Source organism: Dysgonomonas sp. PH5-45 (assembly GCF_029893235.1).
Taxonomy (GTDB): Bacteria; Bacteroidota; Bacteroidia; order Bacteroidales; family Dysgonomonadaceae; genus UBA1309.
Map to the genome: position 1 here is coordinate 115,055 of NZ_JARXWE010000003.1, position 18,429 is coordinate 133,483.

Annotated in this window: 9 protein-coding genes; 8 read left to right on the top strand and 1 reads right to left on the bottom strand. The window is 40.7% G+C overall.

What is annotated here, in order from left to right; translation table 11 throughout:
• Positions 1-238 precede the first annotated feature (238 nt).
• Entirely contained in the window at positions 239-835 is a 597-nt protein-coding gene (locus tag M2132_RS02380) for an HAD family hydrolase (protein ID WP_280670787.1), read from the top strand.
• A gap of 14 nt (positions 836-849) precedes the next feature.
• Here the strand turns inward: M2132_RS02380 and M2132_RS02385 are convergent, their stop codons facing one another.
• Positions 850-3,552, bottom strand: a complete 2,703-nt coding sequence (locus M2132_RS02385) for a putative LPS assembly protein LptD (RefSeq protein ID WP_280670785.1) — start codon at positions 3,550-3,552, stop codon at positions 850-852.
• A gap of 893 nt (positions 3,553-4,445) precedes the next feature.
• Here M2132_RS02385 and M2132_RS02390 point away from each other — a divergent pair.
• From M2132_RS02390 to M2132_RS02420, 7 genes are all read left to right on the top strand, one after another.
• Positions 4,446-4,931 carry a hypothetical protein gene (locus M2132_RS02390; protein WP_280670783.1) on the top strand — a complete coding sequence of 162 codons (486 nt, stop codon included), beginning with the start codon at positions 4,446-4,448 and terminating at the stop codon, positions 4,929-4,931.
• 75 nt (positions 4,932-5,006) lie between these two features.
• Positions 5,007-5,456 (top strand): hypothetical protein, encoded by a 450-nt coding sequence (locus M2132_RS02395; RefSeq protein ID WP_280670780.1) that lies wholly within the window; start codon positions 5,007-5,009, stop codon positions 5,454-5,456.
• Positions 5,457-5,486: 30 nt separating this feature from the next.
• Positions 5,487-7,841: an FISUMP domain-containing protein gene (locus tag M2132_RS02400; RefSeq protein WP_280670778.1), complete on the top strand. Its 2,355-nt coding sequence runs from the start codon at positions 5,487-5,489 to the stop codon at positions 7,839-7,841.
• 1,256 nt (positions 7,842-9,097) lie between these two features.
• Complete coding sequence (locus M2132_RS02405; RefSeq protein WP_280698187.1) at positions 9,098-10,348, top strand: hypothetical protein; 1,251 nt, start codon at positions 9,098-9,100, stop codon at positions 10,346-10,348.
• A gap of 1,537 nt (positions 10,349-11,885) precedes the next feature.
• Entirely contained in the window at positions 11,886-12,554 is a 669-nt protein-coding gene (locus tag M2132_RS02410) for a hypothetical protein (protein ID WP_280670774.1), read from the top strand.
• Positions 12,555-12,566: 12 nt separating this feature from the next.
• Positions 12,567-16,238, top strand: coding sequence for a hypothetical protein (locus M2132_RS02415; RefSeq protein WP_280670772.1), 3,672 nt, complete (start codon positions 12,567-12,569; stop codon positions 16,236-16,238).
• Between the two features lie 847 nt (positions 16,239-17,085).
• Positions 17,086-18,384, top strand: a complete 1,299-nt coding sequence (locus tag M2132_RS02420) for an FISUMP domain-containing protein (RefSeq protein WP_280670769.1) — start codon at positions 17,086-17,088, stop codon at positions 18,382-18,384.
• The last annotated feature ends 45 nt before the right edge of the window (positions 18,385-18,429 follow it).

Genomic DNA, 18,429 nt, shown 5'->3' on the forward strand with positions numbered 1-18,429 from the left:
CCATTTTGAGCGGAGTGATAATCTATTGAAAAAGATGCTTCCTGCCGTCAGCATGACAAAATACAATATAAATAAAAAAGTCGAAACGACTTCTATACAAAGAAAACAAAATATGCCCACAAAGCGTTCTATTTATGTTTAATTTTAACGAAATATGATGTTTGAGCTTTAATAACACCATAAACAAGAGCATCATTCATGCCAAAGACCAACATAGAATCTACGTTATACGAAACCCATGAAGAAAAGACAGGTTATAGCAGCATTCGACTTTGATGGAACAATCACACACAAGGATACTCTATTTCATTTTATAGAATTCTATTTTGGCAAGAAACGGCTGATGATGGGGTTAGTACGGCTATCGCCCCACCTTCTGTTGTTCGAATTAGGAATCGTAAATAGCCACAAGGCCAAAGAGAAACTGTTTTCGTTTTTCTTCAGAGGAAAATCTTTCGATGATTTCAATTCCGCATGCAAAGACTATTCGGCACATATCGACAAGATAGTAAAAAAACGAGCTATCGAAAAAATAAACTGGCATCAAAGCAAAGGACACAAAGTAGTGATAATCAGTCCCGCCGTTAGCAATTGGATAACGCCTTGGGCCGAAAAGACTGGTATAGATACCGTTATCGGGACAGAGATAGAAGTGGTGGAGGGTGTTATATCCGGCCGTTTCGCAACAAAAAGTTGCAGAGGGCAGGAGAAAGTTAACCGTCTGCTCGAAGCGTTTCCCAACAAAAAAACATACACCCTCTATGCTTACGGAAACAGCAGTGCCGATAAAGAACTGCTCACTTTTTCAGACCATCCCACTCTTTGGAAAATATAAAACGAAGTTCTTTTTTAATACCAAGACGGATCGTAAGACGTGCGGCGGCCACGTTGTTCGTATTTCAGGTCTTGCAATATAGACGAGCTTACCCGCAAGGTAACAAAGTAAGACGTATAATCGCCGATAGGTATAAAGTTGCCCGATATGCTCCAGCAGTGCAGATTGCGCGTGATGCCGCAACTCATATAAGCCAGCTTTTTGCGGTCGAAGTCATAGCTGCTATTGAAGGTAAGGCTCCAGTTTTTTGTAGGTTGCACTGAGCCGCTGAAACTAAGGTTATGCGTCAGTTTGCGTTTATATTCCATCTTGTGGAAATCGAATTCGCCTGTATATCCGTAGCTCATCGAGTATGAGGCCGAAATATTCCAACGGAAGTCGTTTTTCAGGTAACCGTCTTCGTCAATATCTCCCTGTTCTTTTTTCTTGGCATATAAACTTCCTCTTTTTTTCGTAGATTCTCCATCCTCTGTATCAGAACCTTCTCCCTCAACGTCTGTGTTGTTTTCACCCTCAGAAGTGTCTTTGGATTTCCTAAACCACTTTTTGAAAGTGTCTTGATTGATTGAAGGCGATATCGAATATCCTGTGTTTCTCAGCCGTCCAAACATACCGTTCTTGTTTATACGCAGTTTATCTATCCGCACAGGCATTCCGCCTTCGTCAATGCCATAAAGATAGGGATCGAACACAGCATTGAGGTTTACGGTAAGCGTCTTGCTTAACTTAAGGCGCATATTCATGTTGATATCCGAAAGCTTGAGGCTATCGGCCATCAGGTTGTAGCTGAAGTTTACCCCCAAGTTGTCTATAATGCTTTTTGTAACGAGCGAATCTTGCGCATTTTTCACTTTTGCCTCTATATTGTTCTGGAAGTCGAAAGAGATGGCTCCTTGCTCTCTCGAAGGCATGCTCCCCCACGGAGAGTAAGAGTATGTTCTTTCATAACCATTGGCATCAAGATATTTGTACGACCTCACAAATCCGTATTTAGGGTCTGTAAAGTCGGGGCTCACATTAAAACTGATGCTGGGAGTAAATACATGCCGTATCTTTTTTATTCCTAAGAAATTGAACAGGGGTTCGTAAAAACCATACAGTTTTGTCTGGAAACTTAAAGAAAAATTATAGTCGTATACCCGTTTGAAACGGTAAGTCGTATCCATATTTACATGGCTACTGCCATTCCACCCACGGTAAACACCTTCGGTATACCAATTTTCGTTGTAACTGACCGATGGCGATATGTTCAGGTAATTAAAAACATTGAAGGTGGCGCTTATGGGTATGCGATGGGTCATATTTTTTTTCCAATCACGTTTCCAGTTGGCCGAAAAAATCTTGTCCTCTTTCGTGTCCAAGCGGTTATTCAATGTCCCTGAGTAGCTTAGCTGTATTTTTTCGTACCATTTTTCGTCTCCAACCGCTTCTTTTCTTTTGAAGGGATAGATACGGCTCATAGATATGGACATCGTAGGCAGGGTTATAGAAACAGACGAATCGCGCAAAGTCTGATTTATAGCCATCGATGCCGTAATGCTGAATGGCGAATTGGGGAACCGTTGGCTGAGCGAAATGCTCGAAGCCCTTGTCCCGTCGGTATTATAAAAATTATTCAGCTGATTGCGGTCGTACTTACTTGAACGAAACTGCACACTGGCCGACAGCGTACGGTACATATTAAATTTAGGGTCTTGTGTGTGCGTCCAGTTTATACTGAAATCTTTCGACAACGAATAGTCGGGCGAATCTTTATCGCTGTTTTTTGTTACAAGATAGCCCACATCTATATTTCCCGAATATTTATACCTTTTCCGGTAAGTCGACTTCGCATTCAGCCCCCACGAACCTTTGGTGTAAAGCTCTCCGGTCAAGGCCAAATCTATATGGTCGTTTATCGCAAAATAATACCCTCCGTCAATAAGGCCAAAGCCACGGTCCATATCATCGCGAACGGACGGCATGATGACTCCCGAAGAATATTTGCTCGAAAAAGGGAAGAACCCGAAAGGCAGCCCCAGCATAGGCAAGGGCAAATCTTCTATAACCAGATAGGCAGGGCCGGCAACCACGTTTTTCTTGGGTTGTACTTTGGCTTTTGTCAGTTTTATATAGAAGTGCGGATGGTCATGTTCGTCGCAGGTAGTATATCGGGCATCGGCAATGAAAAAAGTTTCGTCGGGGTTGCGCTTTGCTTTGCCCGCCACTATATAGCCTTCGCCCTGTTGTGTGATGGCATCGGTAATGAAACCTTTTTTTGTTTTAAAGTTGTAGCGCATGGTTTTTGCCTCGACCGACTCACTTCGGTCTGAAAACACCGGAAAGCCAAACTGGTCGCCAATAGAGTCGATACCATATTTAGCAGCTATAATGCTACTGTCCATATCGAGCGATATTTTTTCTCCAACAAGATTTATTTCCTGATAATTAACCTCGCCCTCACCAAACAGGAAGCCTTGCTTCTGCGCCGTGAAAACAATAGAGTCTTTGGCCGAATAATATACAATAGCATCCAAGCCCGATTTCTGGCTACCCTTGATGCTGTCCGCAGGAATAGTATCGGCTACTGCCAATGGCGCGGGCGCACTGCTAAGAGTATCCGTATCCTGTACCTTTATATCCGATATATCAGGCGGAGATGCTGCAAGCGAATCGTTACGGAGATCAAAACCGACAGTAGTTGTGGTGTCTTTAGTTGTGCTTGCGTTTCTCTTCAAATCATTTTGCAAATCCCTCAAGCCACGTTTTGTATGCTGCGTTATCTGCCCAGCTACAAACGGAATCAAGAAAAAGCAAATCATTAAGAATATACAAAAATGAACTTTTTTCATTTAAGGTGCAAACTACTAAATATTTTGGAAGTGCAAAGCTAAGCATTAAATGAAAATTGAGATACTAAAAATATAAAAATAACAAGTCCGGTTAGTCAAAATTATTAAGTATATAGCGATAAACCAAAAATCGGAGCAGAATGTTCGCCATATTCACATTGTTAAATCAAGGCATCTTTGTTTTAAAAATTGCAAATAAACAAAGTAGTAATGTGTGAAAATACAACATCGTAAAATACCATAAAAATATTTAAATAAGACACAATTCCACATGTTCTTTTGATATCCGATAGCATGGATTACCAAAGGATTTTAAAGCCGAAAACAAGATATTTTTCGAGAGAAAAATAAAACAAAAAACAGGCATTAGTCAGCTTGTTTGTCATTTAACATTCCTTACTAAAAAATATTTTTCTTGCTTTCTATTTATTTTTTATCGTTATATTTGTTGCCTGAAAATGAATTAAAAAAAACGATGAATAACGGAACAATAACTTCTAAAGCACTGTTTTTACTGTCCAACAATTTGGATAGTACCGTTATTTTATTAGAGAGAGAGAGAGAGAGAGAGAGAGAGAGAGAGAGCCTCACACGTAACATCTAACTATAAATCACACACAAACAACATATTACTACTTTTATTTCTCTTAATAAAAGTACATCTTTACAGCCTATTATCGCCATGCGTGCATGTGCTTACGCATAGCGTCAAATTATCAAATAATTTTATCAGACAAAAGATTCGGGTATTTTTTTTCGCGAAAAAAAATCCGCTATTCGTGTGCCCTGTACCTGCCAATGGTAAAGGGTTAGCATCCCTTTTTATTCTCCAAAACATAAACCTGAAAACTATACAAAAAAGGGTTCGGGGAGTTCTTGTTTTTTATTTGCCTTTCATTCAATTCGATTCAGTTGCCATGCCGTTTGGGAAAATAGCAGGCAATACGTACAAATTGAATAGGAACTCCCCTTACGCTTTTGCCGTGACTTTACTTTTGGACAAAATATTTTTTCTATTTAAAACAATTTCCAAGATTGTGCCTTTGGCTATGTCTAATTCCCGTTTTAGGGCATTAGTGCCAACGGATGATCTGCACACATGTATCGTACATGTGCTAACACAAACTTACTGTATATATCTTGAAGAAGAAGTGGTAGTCAAGACAGAGTACAGGGGATTTCATGCCATATTTTTGCCTTTTACACTTGTTTGGCTATTTGTGAAAACAGCAGGCAGTACTTCTATTAAATTAAGCCCGGTGTGAAGTCCCCATACCACTTTTCAAAAAAATGAGCATTTAATGAGATAACTAAATAACAGGAATGTAATATTAAACTTTATGAAAACAAAAAGACACACAAAACTGTGGCTATCGGCCATAATTCTATCAGTTGCATGTTTTGCCTCTGCACCCCGCCTTACGGCACAAGTTACAGTAGGGTTAGACGAAGCTCCGGCGGGAGGAGCTTTGTTACAGTTAAAAGACAAAGTTGTTAACGGAGCAGACCCGAATTCAACAAGAGGATTGTTATTACCTCGGGTTGGTCTCGATCCGGTTGGGTCGGTAACCGGCACTACTACCGACAAACTTGTTTCTTCTTTAAAACTGACATTGCCTCCCGCCACAACCGTAACGGCCGAACAACATGTCGGACTGATGATATACAACACAATCACCCAAACAGTAACGAATGCCAATGCTCCATTTGCTGAAACCAAAATATGTCCGGGGGTTTACGTATGGGATGGTTCCAAATGGGTAAGAACCATGTTTAAAGAATGTCAATGATTTTAATGTACTCACAAAGATAAAACAGAAATGAATAAAGCTCTTTATACACAAGCTACTATATATCTGCTCATTGTAATAGTTGCCTTATCACCAAAGCTCAAGGCGCAAGTTACGATGGGTTCCAGCCTAAAGCCAAATCCGTTATCATTGCTCGATCTGAAAGAAAATGATCCGGATGCGAACAATGCAAATTCAGCCCGAGGCTTGGGACTTCCCAGAGTCAAGCTGACTGACATGAACAACCTGTTCCCAATGTTCGAGACTATTCCCGAATCGGGTGTTGCAAACAGTCAGTACTCTGCCGCATTAAAGCCTGCCGAAGACCTAACACATACCGGTCTGATGGTCTATAATCTGAACAAATGCAGTGGTTTCGGCCCTGGAACATATGTTTGGGTAGGAAACGAATGGCAACCGTTAAGCAAAGTAAATGTTGTACAAAAGCCGAAGATAGGCATAACCAGTCCATCAGATCCTGCTGTGATAAGAACTCTGAACGACAGCACTTTTCTGATTCACTTACCCAGCGGTAAAGACCGGCGTATTTTCCCTTCCGATAACAAATTCAGCCTTAGCCTAAGCTGGGAAGACCCCGTAAACGGTAGCCTAACCGTACCCACTATCACAGAACTCACTGATGTAACAACCCCTCCGGCAGGTGGTCCCGGGCCAAACGGGGGATTACGGTTCCTTACCAATCCGGCAAGTGGATGGGCTGTACCACCCATTACAACCAGTCCGATGACATTCGATTACACTATAAAAGACATGTCGGATGTTATTATTTCCGAAAATGCCAATACAATATATCCTTACAGAAGTCGCGAAACAGCTGTCACGTTTAAGGTTCCGGCCAATATATGCTACGGTCCCTCTCAGATACAAGTAAGATTGAACCAGACAAACTACAGAATGACTTTTAACAGGAATAATCAGGTACTTAATGAGTCGGGATACCGACTTAGAAGTGCAAGCCCCAAATTTTCGGAAAAAGTGAATTATTACAGGTTTTTGCTGATGCCCAACTATAGCGGCGACAACATTTCCGGATACCGGGAAGAAACCAATGCCCGCTGGAATGCCGCTTATGAGCATGTAACCGATGGCATTCTTGTTAAAGAGGTTGTTGGAACAGGCAAACCAGTACCTACAACAGGAGGAAAAGAACTTATCGACGGAAGTTTTATAACAACAACCCGAGAACCAACCTATATTTCATCAAGCACTGATAAAAACAGAGGGAAAACCGCAGGTATATTATCTTACACCGATACGGCTACCATAGCCCGGTATTACCCCGTGGAAATACACTTTGTTCAGTGCGCATCGAAAGGATTTGACGACACAGGAATAGAAGATGTTGGCAGAAGTACCGATCCTTCCGGATGGGGAACCAAGGTTCTGAAGCACCAGGATATAGACGGTAACGACTTCTACTCCGCTTCGTTTGGTAGCGCAGGCCGCTGGATGACAACAAACTTGGCAGCAACACATTATGACACGGAAAGCGGTTTATCGGGATCATTAGCAGTTTATCAAACAATAGATATTGACAACCATGATGCCGGCGCCAAAAAATATGCTTATCCTATTTTAGATGTTTCGATGATACCCAATCCGGGAGGACTCACCAATTCTCAATTAACAAAACCGGGAGCACACTGGAACAATGTGGATTGGAGCATCAAGGGAGCCGGATGGCGTCCAATAGAAGGTATACTTTATAATTGGTATGCCGCAACAGGCCGTGGAGAAAATGACAATGGAACTACTCAGGAAGGTGCTAACGGTACCGAACCAGCCAAACGCCAAGGAATATGCCCTAACGGCTGGTATTTACCATCCGACAGGGACTGGAATCAATTGGAGCAAGCTATCTACGAAAATATAGGGCAATACAGCACATACGATGCCGTAGATTTAGCCGCATGGAACAATCATATACCAAGCAAACCTTGGGTGTGGAATACCTCCGCGACCTCAGGTAGCAGCAGAGGTGGTGCCATAGATAACCAACACGTAGGCCATGGTGGCGCAATGAAAGATCCATGCCCGCCCACATGTTCTGATGGAAACCTAAGTGCGCTTTCATACATGCAGGGAACTAAAAACTATAGTAAAGAATATTATTTGGGAGGATTTAATGCTACAACTGTTGGTAGGATAAAATCGTATGTAGACAAACCTACCAGCTCCACCCCCGTTAATGACAGAGCCTTGATATATCTTTCTCGTGGTTATAACGCTACTTTCTGGACGAGTGCGCAAAATAACAACCTGGGTTCGGCATGGATACGCGACTTGAATACCGCTAATGGAGGTGTTACCAGAACAACTTATACTAAAACAAATTTACTATCGGTACGCTGCAAGAAACAATAACCAACAGCACTAATTCCGTGATATCCTTTTTCTTCATAAAATTAAGCCTCATGCCATTGGTATGGGGTTTAATTTCATACCTTAAAGTATAAAACTCAAAACATCCACACTGTTAAATCAAGGCATCTTTGTTTTAAAAATCGCAAATAAACAGAGCGGTAATCTATGAAAACACAACATCACAAACACCACAAAAAACCTTAAAAAGAATACGGTTTTGCATATTTCGTTGCCATACGATACGATGGATTACAAAAGTATTTTGAAATCGAAAACAAAATTTGCATATTCAAACAACAAAATCGCATGCAAAAACCGGACGATTTTCGAAGAAAGACAAACAGTTATAAGTGTTGGTAAATCAAAAACATAACAACATTTCCGGCTATTTTGATTGTTGTTTTGTCAGCGATTGCTGTTCTGTCGCGCCATATTTGTATCGTTTTACTTTCTTCCTGTAATGGCTTGACATACTTTTACAATCGAATTGAAGAACAATCTGTTGTATGAACCATAATTGTTGCGTGGTAATTAAATATAGCACTTGTTGCTTTATATAATTAATAATTAACACTTAAAGTTATGTATTCTTTTGTTGAAAATTTGGTGATTAGCTTTGCTCTTTTAGAAAGGAAGAGAGCTTCGCATAAAATGCCATTAGCACAATTTATTCTTTTATTATCTTTTTTTACGCAAAAAGCATACATTTTAGTTTTTTCATGCAACCGTACGTATAGGCATATATTGTCTTTGTGCCGTACCAGCAAAGCTAAAGCTATATCCAGTAAAATACTTATTCCAAACATAAACAACAAACCTACACCAAGAAGGATTCGGGGAGTTCCTGTGTTTTATTTGCCTTTTATTTTATTCGATTCGATTTAGTTAACCTGCCGTTTGGGAAAACAGCAGCTAATACAGACAAATTGTGAACGAACTCCCCTCGTCCTTTTTATCAGGTGAAAATACAAACTTTTACACTCGTGGCACATTTAGAAAATAAAAGCTAATTGTTTGATAAATAAGGCATATCTATTTTGTCATACTGAGAGTGTAACGAAGTATCTTAAAAAAACACGCGATTCTTCACTTTGTTCAGAAACAACGTCCGAGAAAGCGTAGGCAACCCAATAACAAATGATATAAGATGTTTATAATAAACGCATTGACACAAACTCTCTAAATCCTCTACGGGTACTTTTACAGTAAAAGATATGATGATTGAAATTTTAATTATAAACTAAATACATAATTACATGAAGCGATTAAATTTAAAAAGTAAGCAGTGCAGACCAACAGCTATTAACGTAATACTGATGCTAATAGCAGTATTTGGCTTCACCTTCGGCCTTCGGGCTCAGGTTACAATCGGCTCGGACATAGCTCCATCGAAGGCCGCATTACTGGATATCAAAGAAAAAAACAGTGACTCCGGTGGCGAAACCGCTACATCCGGAGGGGTACTGCTGCCACGGGTAAACCTTGTTGCGATCAATTCCCTCGAGCCATTTATCAGCGGAGGCGGATCGGCAACCGAAAAAGCAACACACAAAGGCTTGGTGGTGTATAACCTGACTAACAACAGCACATTCGACCCCGGAATATATTATTGGGATGGCACTCAATGGAATACGAGCAGTGGTTTTGATGTAACAGCCAACAATGGACTGACCAAAACCGGAGACAATATACAATTAGGCGGTACTCTTACAAAGCCTACAAATATAACACTCAGCAACAACCATTTAACATACAGCCTTGACGGTACCGGCAGAATAGGTGTTGGCACCACCACTCCAAATGCGAGCGCCGTACTGGATATGGTATCTACAGACAAGGGTATATTAATTCCCCGGGTTTCTTTGAGTAGTGGCGCGGGAGTGGCGTATCCCGTATCAAACCCTGCAACAGGATTGCTTGTTTTTAACACCATAAACGCAGGATCAGGAGTCAATGTAGTTAAAGCAAATAACTTCTATTTCTGGAATGGTAGTCGTTGGAGCCCTATAATGCAAACCGAAGTTATACAAGAAGAGATTAGTAAACTCCGGATTCCTCAGCCTGCATTATTCAGGTTAGAAAACGATGTAGCCGGATTCCTTAACGGGATTGGTACCGGTTCCTCTAAAACAGTCCCTATGAGTATGGTATTCAACAGTATTCCTACACATTTAAGTTATAATTCATCAACACGAACAGTTACTTTCAGACCGGGAAGTTATATGATAACATTTGTGTATGAAGGCGCTATTCCTATTACCTCTAACGTTTGTAATTTATCTTCTTATTTTGTTGATTTTCCTAAAGGGGCTCGTATTCATTCTACGGCAAGTCATAAACAAGGCAGTTTATCAAACCATGGAGGAACTATTTCCTATACGTTCCAAACATCAACATCCCTAAGTTGGATTATTAGATTGGGACGCGGACAATCAGGAAATTGCACTGAAGGCCTAAAACTGGTTGGGAAATCCACATTTGTATCTATACTACGTTTTGGAGACTAATCTTCTCCGGAAAGATATCTATATTCAATCGGTTAACACTTTTTATTTTACAAAACCGCAAATGAAAGTGTGGTGAAAACCACCAGAAGTCGGAGGCTTCCTCAAAAAGGCAATAGTACCCATTTCTTTACCATTCTGAGTGCAACAAAAATATTAACTTTCAGAAAAAGGCTCTATTGCTTTGCTCAGGATGACACGAAAAGAAATTGAAAATGCTTTTTGAGGCGGCCTCTTTAATTTTATACCTTAAGAATAAGGCCAACCAAAGAGTTTATCAGCAATAAAAACAGAATATTTTTTTTGTGTCATTACCTCAAACAAAGAAAACGAGATAAAGAAAGAGTGGTTACCAAAACTAAGTACGAAGGATTTCATGCCATATATTTTGCCTTTTATAATTGTCCGGCCGTTTGCGAAAATAGCGGACAGTGTCTCTCTACTAATTATGCCCGGCATGAAGTCCCGTACTTTTTTTGCCATGTTCAATTGTTGCCACAAAGATATTTAAAATAAAAATATATAGCCCAAAAGTATCCGAATATTTGATTATGTAATATTTTGGAATACAGAAAACAACAATTCGGGTCTTACAATTTTTGTTTGTACATATTTCTGTGGCGAATAGTTATAAATCGAAAGCAAAATGAGAAGTTTTTAGACAAGCATATCGTTAAATAATAGTTTAATTTATTCTAAAAAATGCAAATAAATAAAATATAAACATTAAAAAGCACAACTCTACCCTATACTATAAAAAGCTCTTAAAAATAGTGAGTTTTTGTATATTCGAGGGTATATAGCAAGGCTGATAAGGAAAGGACTTTGAAGCCTATAACGGATAATTTCTGGGGAAATAAAACCCCGAAAACGGACATTCTTTATGCCATAAAATTCGCATATCCGATTTTTAACAATTCCAATACTCGTATTGATTCCGGGGCTTCTTTTTCGTTTTTTATCACTATATTTGCCACCTGAATAACGAATTGAAATGGCAGGAATCCAATTTACAGAGATTTATAACTTCATTTTTACTATCCAAAATTTGGATAGTATCGTTATTTTATTAGAGAGAGACTCACGCATATAAGAGTCAACTAACAAAACTACTACTTCCTTTATTTTCGTTTTTTTACTCTGAAAGAAACGAAATATATAGTTACGCACAAAATGTACTAAAAAAAATTATAATACAAAATATTAGGGTATTTTTTTACACACAAAAAAAGTATCCCTTTTTTGTGTGCCATACACTCATCAGCTGCAAAATCTGGTTGTTTACTTCATTCAAACAAAATATAAACCCGAGAATCATACAAAAAAAGATTCGGGGAGTTCCTTTGATTTATTTGCCTTTTATTCGATTCAATTTCATTGTCGCGCCGTTTGAGAAAATAGCAAACAATATATATAAATTGGATAAGAACTCCCCTGCCATTTTTTTGAATCGGAATATTCTTAAAACAATACAATCAAATAAAATTTTAATAATGAAAATCCCTGCCTATAGACGGGGATTGGTAACACTTTACAAATCATGAAGAACAAACAACAAACAAAACTGTGGCTTTTGCTATGCCTTACATTCGTCCTTTCTTGCGCAAGTACGCTCAAGGCGCAGGTCACAATCGGCTCGGACGACGCCCCTAACACAAATGCTATTCTGGATCTTAAACAAACAGGAACTACAACAAAAGGGTTGCTCTTGCCAAGGGTGACGCTCACATCCACAACCTCTGCCTCACCAATGACGGCACATGTGGCAGGGATGACCGTATACAACCTTGAACCCAAAGGCACGGGTGCTACCCAGGTATATGCCGGTTTCTATTACAACGACGGAACCAAATGGGTACGGCTGGTACCGGAAAATACCATCTTCTTTTATGCCCCCTCAATTGTTGTACCAACAGAAACCACGGCAAGCGAATATAATTCGGCAACACAAACATTTACACTCGACCTATACTCTATCTACCAAAGCCAATTCGGATTGACCGACGGTACCACTTCGGCAAAAAGCCCTACGGCTGGCACATTGCCGGTAATGGCTAAAGAGCAGCTTGGATACTTCGTAACATATTACGACAAAGCGGTATTCACAAATGTAGCCATTAACAACAACGGAATCTTGACCTATAAACTGGCTTCGGGTTTTACCATCACCGAGAAGACATTTATGAATGTGGTTTTCAAAGTTAAATAAGGAAATAGTATCATGAAGAAATTATTATATCTGTTTTTAATCTGCCTTTTGTTTCCGGCAACAGCTTTCAGCACCAACTACTATTGGGTAGGTGGCGCTGGTAACTGGTCGGATATCAACCACTGGCGTACCTCTTCGGGAGGGGATACCAAGCCCGGTGTAGTGCCCAGCAAGGAGGACGATGTGTTTTTTGATGCTAATTCGGGATTTACCGAAAGCTCGAAAACCATTAAAGTTGACGTTACGGCAAACTGCCGAAATATTACTTTTGCCGGATCGGCTGTTCCTCCTGAAATACAAGGTGTAACAATTTATAGTGGAACACTTAATATCTATGGCTCTTCGGTATGGCAGGCAGGCATGACATACAATGTATCTGAAACTTATTACAAGGATGCCGGAACGGCTAAAACCATTAAGTCTAATGGGGTTGCTTTTAAGGGGGGTGTTTATTCGGAAGAGACAACTTCTATCAGCCTTCAGGATAATATAGAGTGTGGAGGATTATTTATAAATGCCGGGACATTCAATACCAATAACTTTCAACTAAAAACATCGGTATTTTATGCCAATGCAGGCACTGCTCCCCGTACTTTAAACTTTGGAAGTTCCGATATCTACATAACTGGTGCGTATTTTTATACTAATAATGCCGCTTGTACTGTGAATGCCGGAACTTCTCATATTCATTTAACGTCGGGGGCTGAGGTCAAAGGTTACAACGGGCAAACTTTCTATAATGTAACATTTGAGGGCGAAACCTGGAAAGTTCAGCTACAGACTGGCAACCTAAATTACAACCGTTTGGAATTTAAGGGGGAAGCGTACATTGCCGGAAGTAATACAATCAAACAACTGGTTTTAGCTCCGGGCAAGCTTTGCATGCTACGAAGTGGGTATACACAGACCATCACCGGTTCGCTTACAGCAGGACAGGCATGTGCAGGATGGACTACAATAAAAAGTGTGAAATCAAGTGGGGGAGAGGATTATGGCACATCAACCATTTCCATGGCTTCAGGCACCGGGGTGAATATTGAAGGAGTTGTAATCAAAGGAATTACAGCAACCGGTGGGGCCGATTTCACAGTCAATAATTCGATCGACGATGGTGGCAATACAGGATGGACTTTTACTGCGGGAAGCACCCCTATTCTCTATTGGGTGGGTGGTGCCGGCAATTGGAACGATCCGGCTCACTGGTCACTCACACCGGGTGGGGCAGGTGGTGCCTGTGTACCAGGCCCTAAAAACAACGTTATCTTTAATGCCAGTTCAGGTTTTACCACAGGTTCGGAGACAATCAATATAGATGAAACGGTGTATTGCAAGGATATCACATTTTCAGGTACAGGTGTCCCCCCTACACTTAGTAGTGGTAATTATAAATATCTGCATATATATGGCTCATCGGTGTGGCAGGCAGGTATGACCGTTAATGTATATCAGATTAATTACCGAGATACAGGAACACCCAAAACGATAACCAGTAATGGTGTGACTACAAAAAGTATAGTAAATATATATGAAACAAGTTCCGTTAGCTTGAAGGATAATTTTATAGGATCTGAGATTAATGTATATACCGGAACATTCGATACCAAAAATTTCGATATGACCCTATCGTATCAGTTTAACTGTGCTATAGGAGAAAGCACCGATGCAAGAACTATAAAGCTCGGAAGCTCAAATATATATGTTTCCTACTTCGATACAGAACACTCATTGGCAACGGTAGATGCCGGCACCTCGCATATCCATTTCACGGTAAAAAAAACCTCAGGAAGTGGTTTCGATGCTTATCCGGGACAAACATTTTATAACCTGTCTGTTGAGAATACAGAAACAACAAACATCGGGTTTTCGACTGTTTATCCCTTTCCCTCAACAGATTTACCTGTAAATTTTAACCGGGTAGACCTGAAAGGGGGAGCATCTTTTGAGGGTAATTTCAAGTTCAACCACCTCACAATGGCACCCGGTAAGGACTATACTTTAAGAGCCGGAAATACTATCACCGTTGTAAACTCACTTACAGTGGGACAAGCTTGTGCCGGCTGGGCAACTTTAAAATCGTCAACAGCAGGGAGCCAGGCTATTATTTCCATGCCTTCCGGTGCAACAGTCAATGTGCAGGGAGTTATAATGTCCGATATACAGGCTACCGACGGAGCTACTTTCATAGCTAGCAGTTCTGTTAACAACGGGGGCAATACAGGTTGGACTTTTACAGGCGGTGGAACACAAAATTTATATTGGATTGGCGGAGCAGGTAGCTGGAACGATCCGGCTCATTGGTCACTCACACCGGGTGGAACAGGTGGCGCCTGCGTACCTGGCCCCGGCGATGATGTATTCTTTAATGCCGGCTCCGGATTTACTTCCGCATCGCGGACTGTAACTGTTGAAGGAAGCGCATTCTGTCGAAATGTAACCGTTAGCGGTTGCACTACTACTCCTATAATACGGTCTACCACTGGCGTCAAAGACACTCATAATCTTAATATTTATGGTTCTTCTACATGGCAATCGGGCATGGATCCTGTATCGGTATTCATTATAAACTATATGGATACGGGAACTCCTAAAACCATCACCAGCAATGGTGTCACCACAGGGGCTCCAAATACCCTGGGTGAAGTTAATTTCTACGAAACTTCCAACATTTCACTTACCGACAATTTTAAAGTAGGTTGTGATTTATATCATCATGCGGGAACATTTAACACCAATGATTTCAGAATAGATATAGAGGAGGACTATAAGGCGAATCCCAAAGCAGCAATAGTTCTGAATCTGGGAGCGTCCGACATTTATATATCAGGCTATACATTCAATGTTTCCACATCTATGGTTACACTAAATGCCGGCACTTCACATATTCATTTTATGACAAGCTTTTCAAATATCTACCTATACGGGCTCAGAACATATCCAGGACAAACATTTTATAATGTAACGTTCGAAAACGCAAACTCAACTGTCGCCCACATTTACAATACTGCTTCCGGAGCGGAAAAGGTGACGTTCAATAGGGTTGAGTTTAAAGGAGGTGGATACATACAAGGTAATAATACCTTTAAAGAACTTGTTTTACTTGGCAATAAGCCCTATAGCCTGGAATCGGGCCGTACCCAAACAGTCACTAAAAACCTGACCATGTCTGGAACTCCTTGCGATGTATCGCATATACAGAGCATAACCGCGGGTACACAAGCTAACCTAGATGTACAGGCCGGAACCACCCGATTCGACTTTGTTAATATCAAAGACATCAATGCTTCGGGCAAGACTCTCCACTTTGGTAATAAAAGTACGGTTGCCGGGCAAAACAATACCAATATAACTTACGACCCCTATAAACCCGGAACGATAGATGGGCTTGGAGATCCTCTCCCCTGTCAGGTTTTCGATAATGGAGACCCCGACAGTTACACCCTCACGGCAGCAGGATTCTACGGGAACGAATATACCCAGTACACATGGAAAAAAGTAGGTAGCGAAACTGTAATCGGCACAAACTCTACGCTCGACATGCGGCCTCATGGTTATGGTACATATTCCGTAGAGGTTGTCTATACCAACGGAGTGAAGGAAACCTGCCGGGTATCGGATACTATATTGATTAATAGCTGTGTCAAAAAGGTGTACATCAACCCGAACCTTAGGTTCCGAACAAATTAGAATGTAGAAAAATAGTGAACTTTGCGACAAGTTTTGCAATTCACGGTTTTGTGTAATGTTTAGGTCTACAAGCTTCCCAGGGCTTGTAGACCTTTTTTTTGCATCGCTCCATAATTTCGCAACAGTTTATACCCTTTTTCCAATGCAAGAAACAGCCCGTATTGGAGGAAATATCTGAAAGTATATTTACCTTGAAAATAACACTTTTTAAAAAATAACTCTTCTTTTATTGATATTTTAATTATATCTTTGCCATTTGAATACTGAATCAGAATAATGAAAGGCCAAATGATAATGATTTATAATCATGTTTTTGCCGTCCATAAACTTGGAGGGTATTGTTGTTTATTCAAGAGAGCCTCACATAATACACAACTAACACAACTACATTCTTTACCATCTTTACCATCTTTTATTATACAAAAAATAAAGACGCACATCTTTTTTTCTTTGTGTAGTAAACAGCGTGCGTGTACGCGTCATATTATACCAAATAATTTTATCAATAAAAATATCCGGATAAATTTTTTCAGAAAAGTTTATCCGCCCTTTCTATGCCATTACTTCAACCAAAAGAAAAAGAAGAAGTGGTCATTCAAGACTAAGTACGGGGATTCCATGCTATATAATTTGCCTTTTAATTCAATTAAAACTGTTTGGTCGTTTGCGAAAATAGCAGGCAGTCTCTCTATTAATTAAGCCTGGCATATGAATCCCCGTACTTTTTTGCAAATAACTTTTTAAAACATTATACAAACAATTAAAATGAAAACTTTATGAAAACAAACAACACAAACTGAAAAAAATATAAACCTAAATATTGAACAAACTTTAGCTATAAATAAATATGAAAACTAATCACTTCCTTTTTTGCTTTATCTTGTTGATAGGCATATTAAGCCCGGGGCCGCAAGTGCTGTCCCAGGTGACAATCGGGGTGGATAAAGGACCCCATCCGGGAGCATTGCTCCAAATAGAAGACGGCACAGTAATATCAGGTGAGCCGTTAGTCAATGCCTCCAAAGGTATAGGCCTGCCGCGGGTAGACCTGCAATCGATAACCGGAGGCCTGGCCAGATCGTTAAACCCTCCGGGTGGTGCTGCCAGAAGCTCCGACAATGATAAATATATAGGGCTGGTAGTGTACGGAGGCGAAGACAATGAATGCTCGCGCAACCCTCTCTACAAGGGACCTTATATCTGGACAGGCAGTCAATGGGAACACTTGGGGCTCAGCCAAAAGTCGCCCGATCTGGGAGTCTTGACTGACAATCGCCCGCAAAAAGGTGGGTCGCAAAAATACCTATACCATCCCTTTGGTAAGGCAGGTGTATGGATGCTCGATAATATGCGTTATGTAGATGTAGATGAAACCAAAATGACCTATAAGGTGGGCGCTAATTCAAGACCTGATGGGCTTGCAAATGGGTATTACTGTCATCCCCATCGTGCCATAATAGAATACCCGGCAGAGAATAAAATACCTGAATACTGGGAATCGACACACGGTTATTTATATAATTATCAGGCTGCTACATTGGGGCAAAACCTGCAAGATGTTGGCCCCACTGACGAGCACCAGGGCTATGGTGGTGATAAAGAATACGACGACGAAGGCAACCCTATCAGGGTTCAGGGTATCTGCCCTGATGGTTGGCATATCCCTACCGACAGGGAGTGGAGCGAGTTGGAAGAAGAGATTTACAATAATCCCTCCAAGTATAGTAGCTACACCGGTGCTTTCGATCCTCCCGAATGGAAAGTCGACGTGTGGAATGTTGCAGGTACTGAGGCCCGACGAGGCACAGCGAATGGGGACCTAAGTAAAGCCTTCAGCACAAGCTGTGAGGTTATCGAAGATAATTCGGGCAAGAAGCATCCGGGAAGATCTCATCCTGTAATACAAGGAGGTTTTAATGCTCTGCCTGTAGGTTATATAACAATAAACTCAAGCCAAGACGCAGAAATATGGAAGTATGGTGAAGCCTCTACTTTCTGGACGGTGAGTAAAGGTTATTTTGAAGATTTTGAACCTTGGGCTTGGACTAGAGTTATATATACATCCCCAACTACCGAATTCGATGTGCAACGGGACGCTTCCGACCGCTTCAACCAATATTCTGTGCGTTGCAAGAAAGATGATTAATTATTGATTTGGCATAAGCTTACAAAATATAAACAAGATGAAACT

Coding starts and splice junctions, on each gene's coding strand:
- M2132_RS02380 (WP_280670787.1), top strand. CDS start 239: ATGAAGAAAAGACAGGTTATAGCAGCATTCGACTTTGATGGAACAATC.
- M2132_RS02410 (WP_280670774.1), top strand. CDS start 11,886: ATGAAGAACAAACAACAAACAAAACTGTGGCTTTTGCTATGCCTTACA.
- M2132_RS02400 (WP_280670778.1), top strand. CDS start 5,487: ATGAATAAAGCTCTTTATACACAAGCTACTATATATCTGCTCATTGTA.
- M2132_RS02415 (WP_280670772.1), top strand. CDS start 12,567: ATGAAGAAATTATTATATCTGTTTTTAATCTGCCTTTTGTTTCCGGCA.
- M2132_RS02395 (WP_280670780.1), top strand. CDS start 5,007: ATGAAAACAAAAAGACACACAAAACTGTGGCTATCGGCCATAATTCTA.
- M2132_RS02420 (WP_280670769.1), top strand. CDS start 17,086: ATGAAAACTAATCACTTCCTTTTTTGCTTTATCTTGTTGATAGGCATA.
- M2132_RS02405 (WP_280698187.1), top strand. CDS start 9,098: ATGAAGCGATTAAATTTAAAAAGTAAGCAGTGCAGACCAACAGCTATT.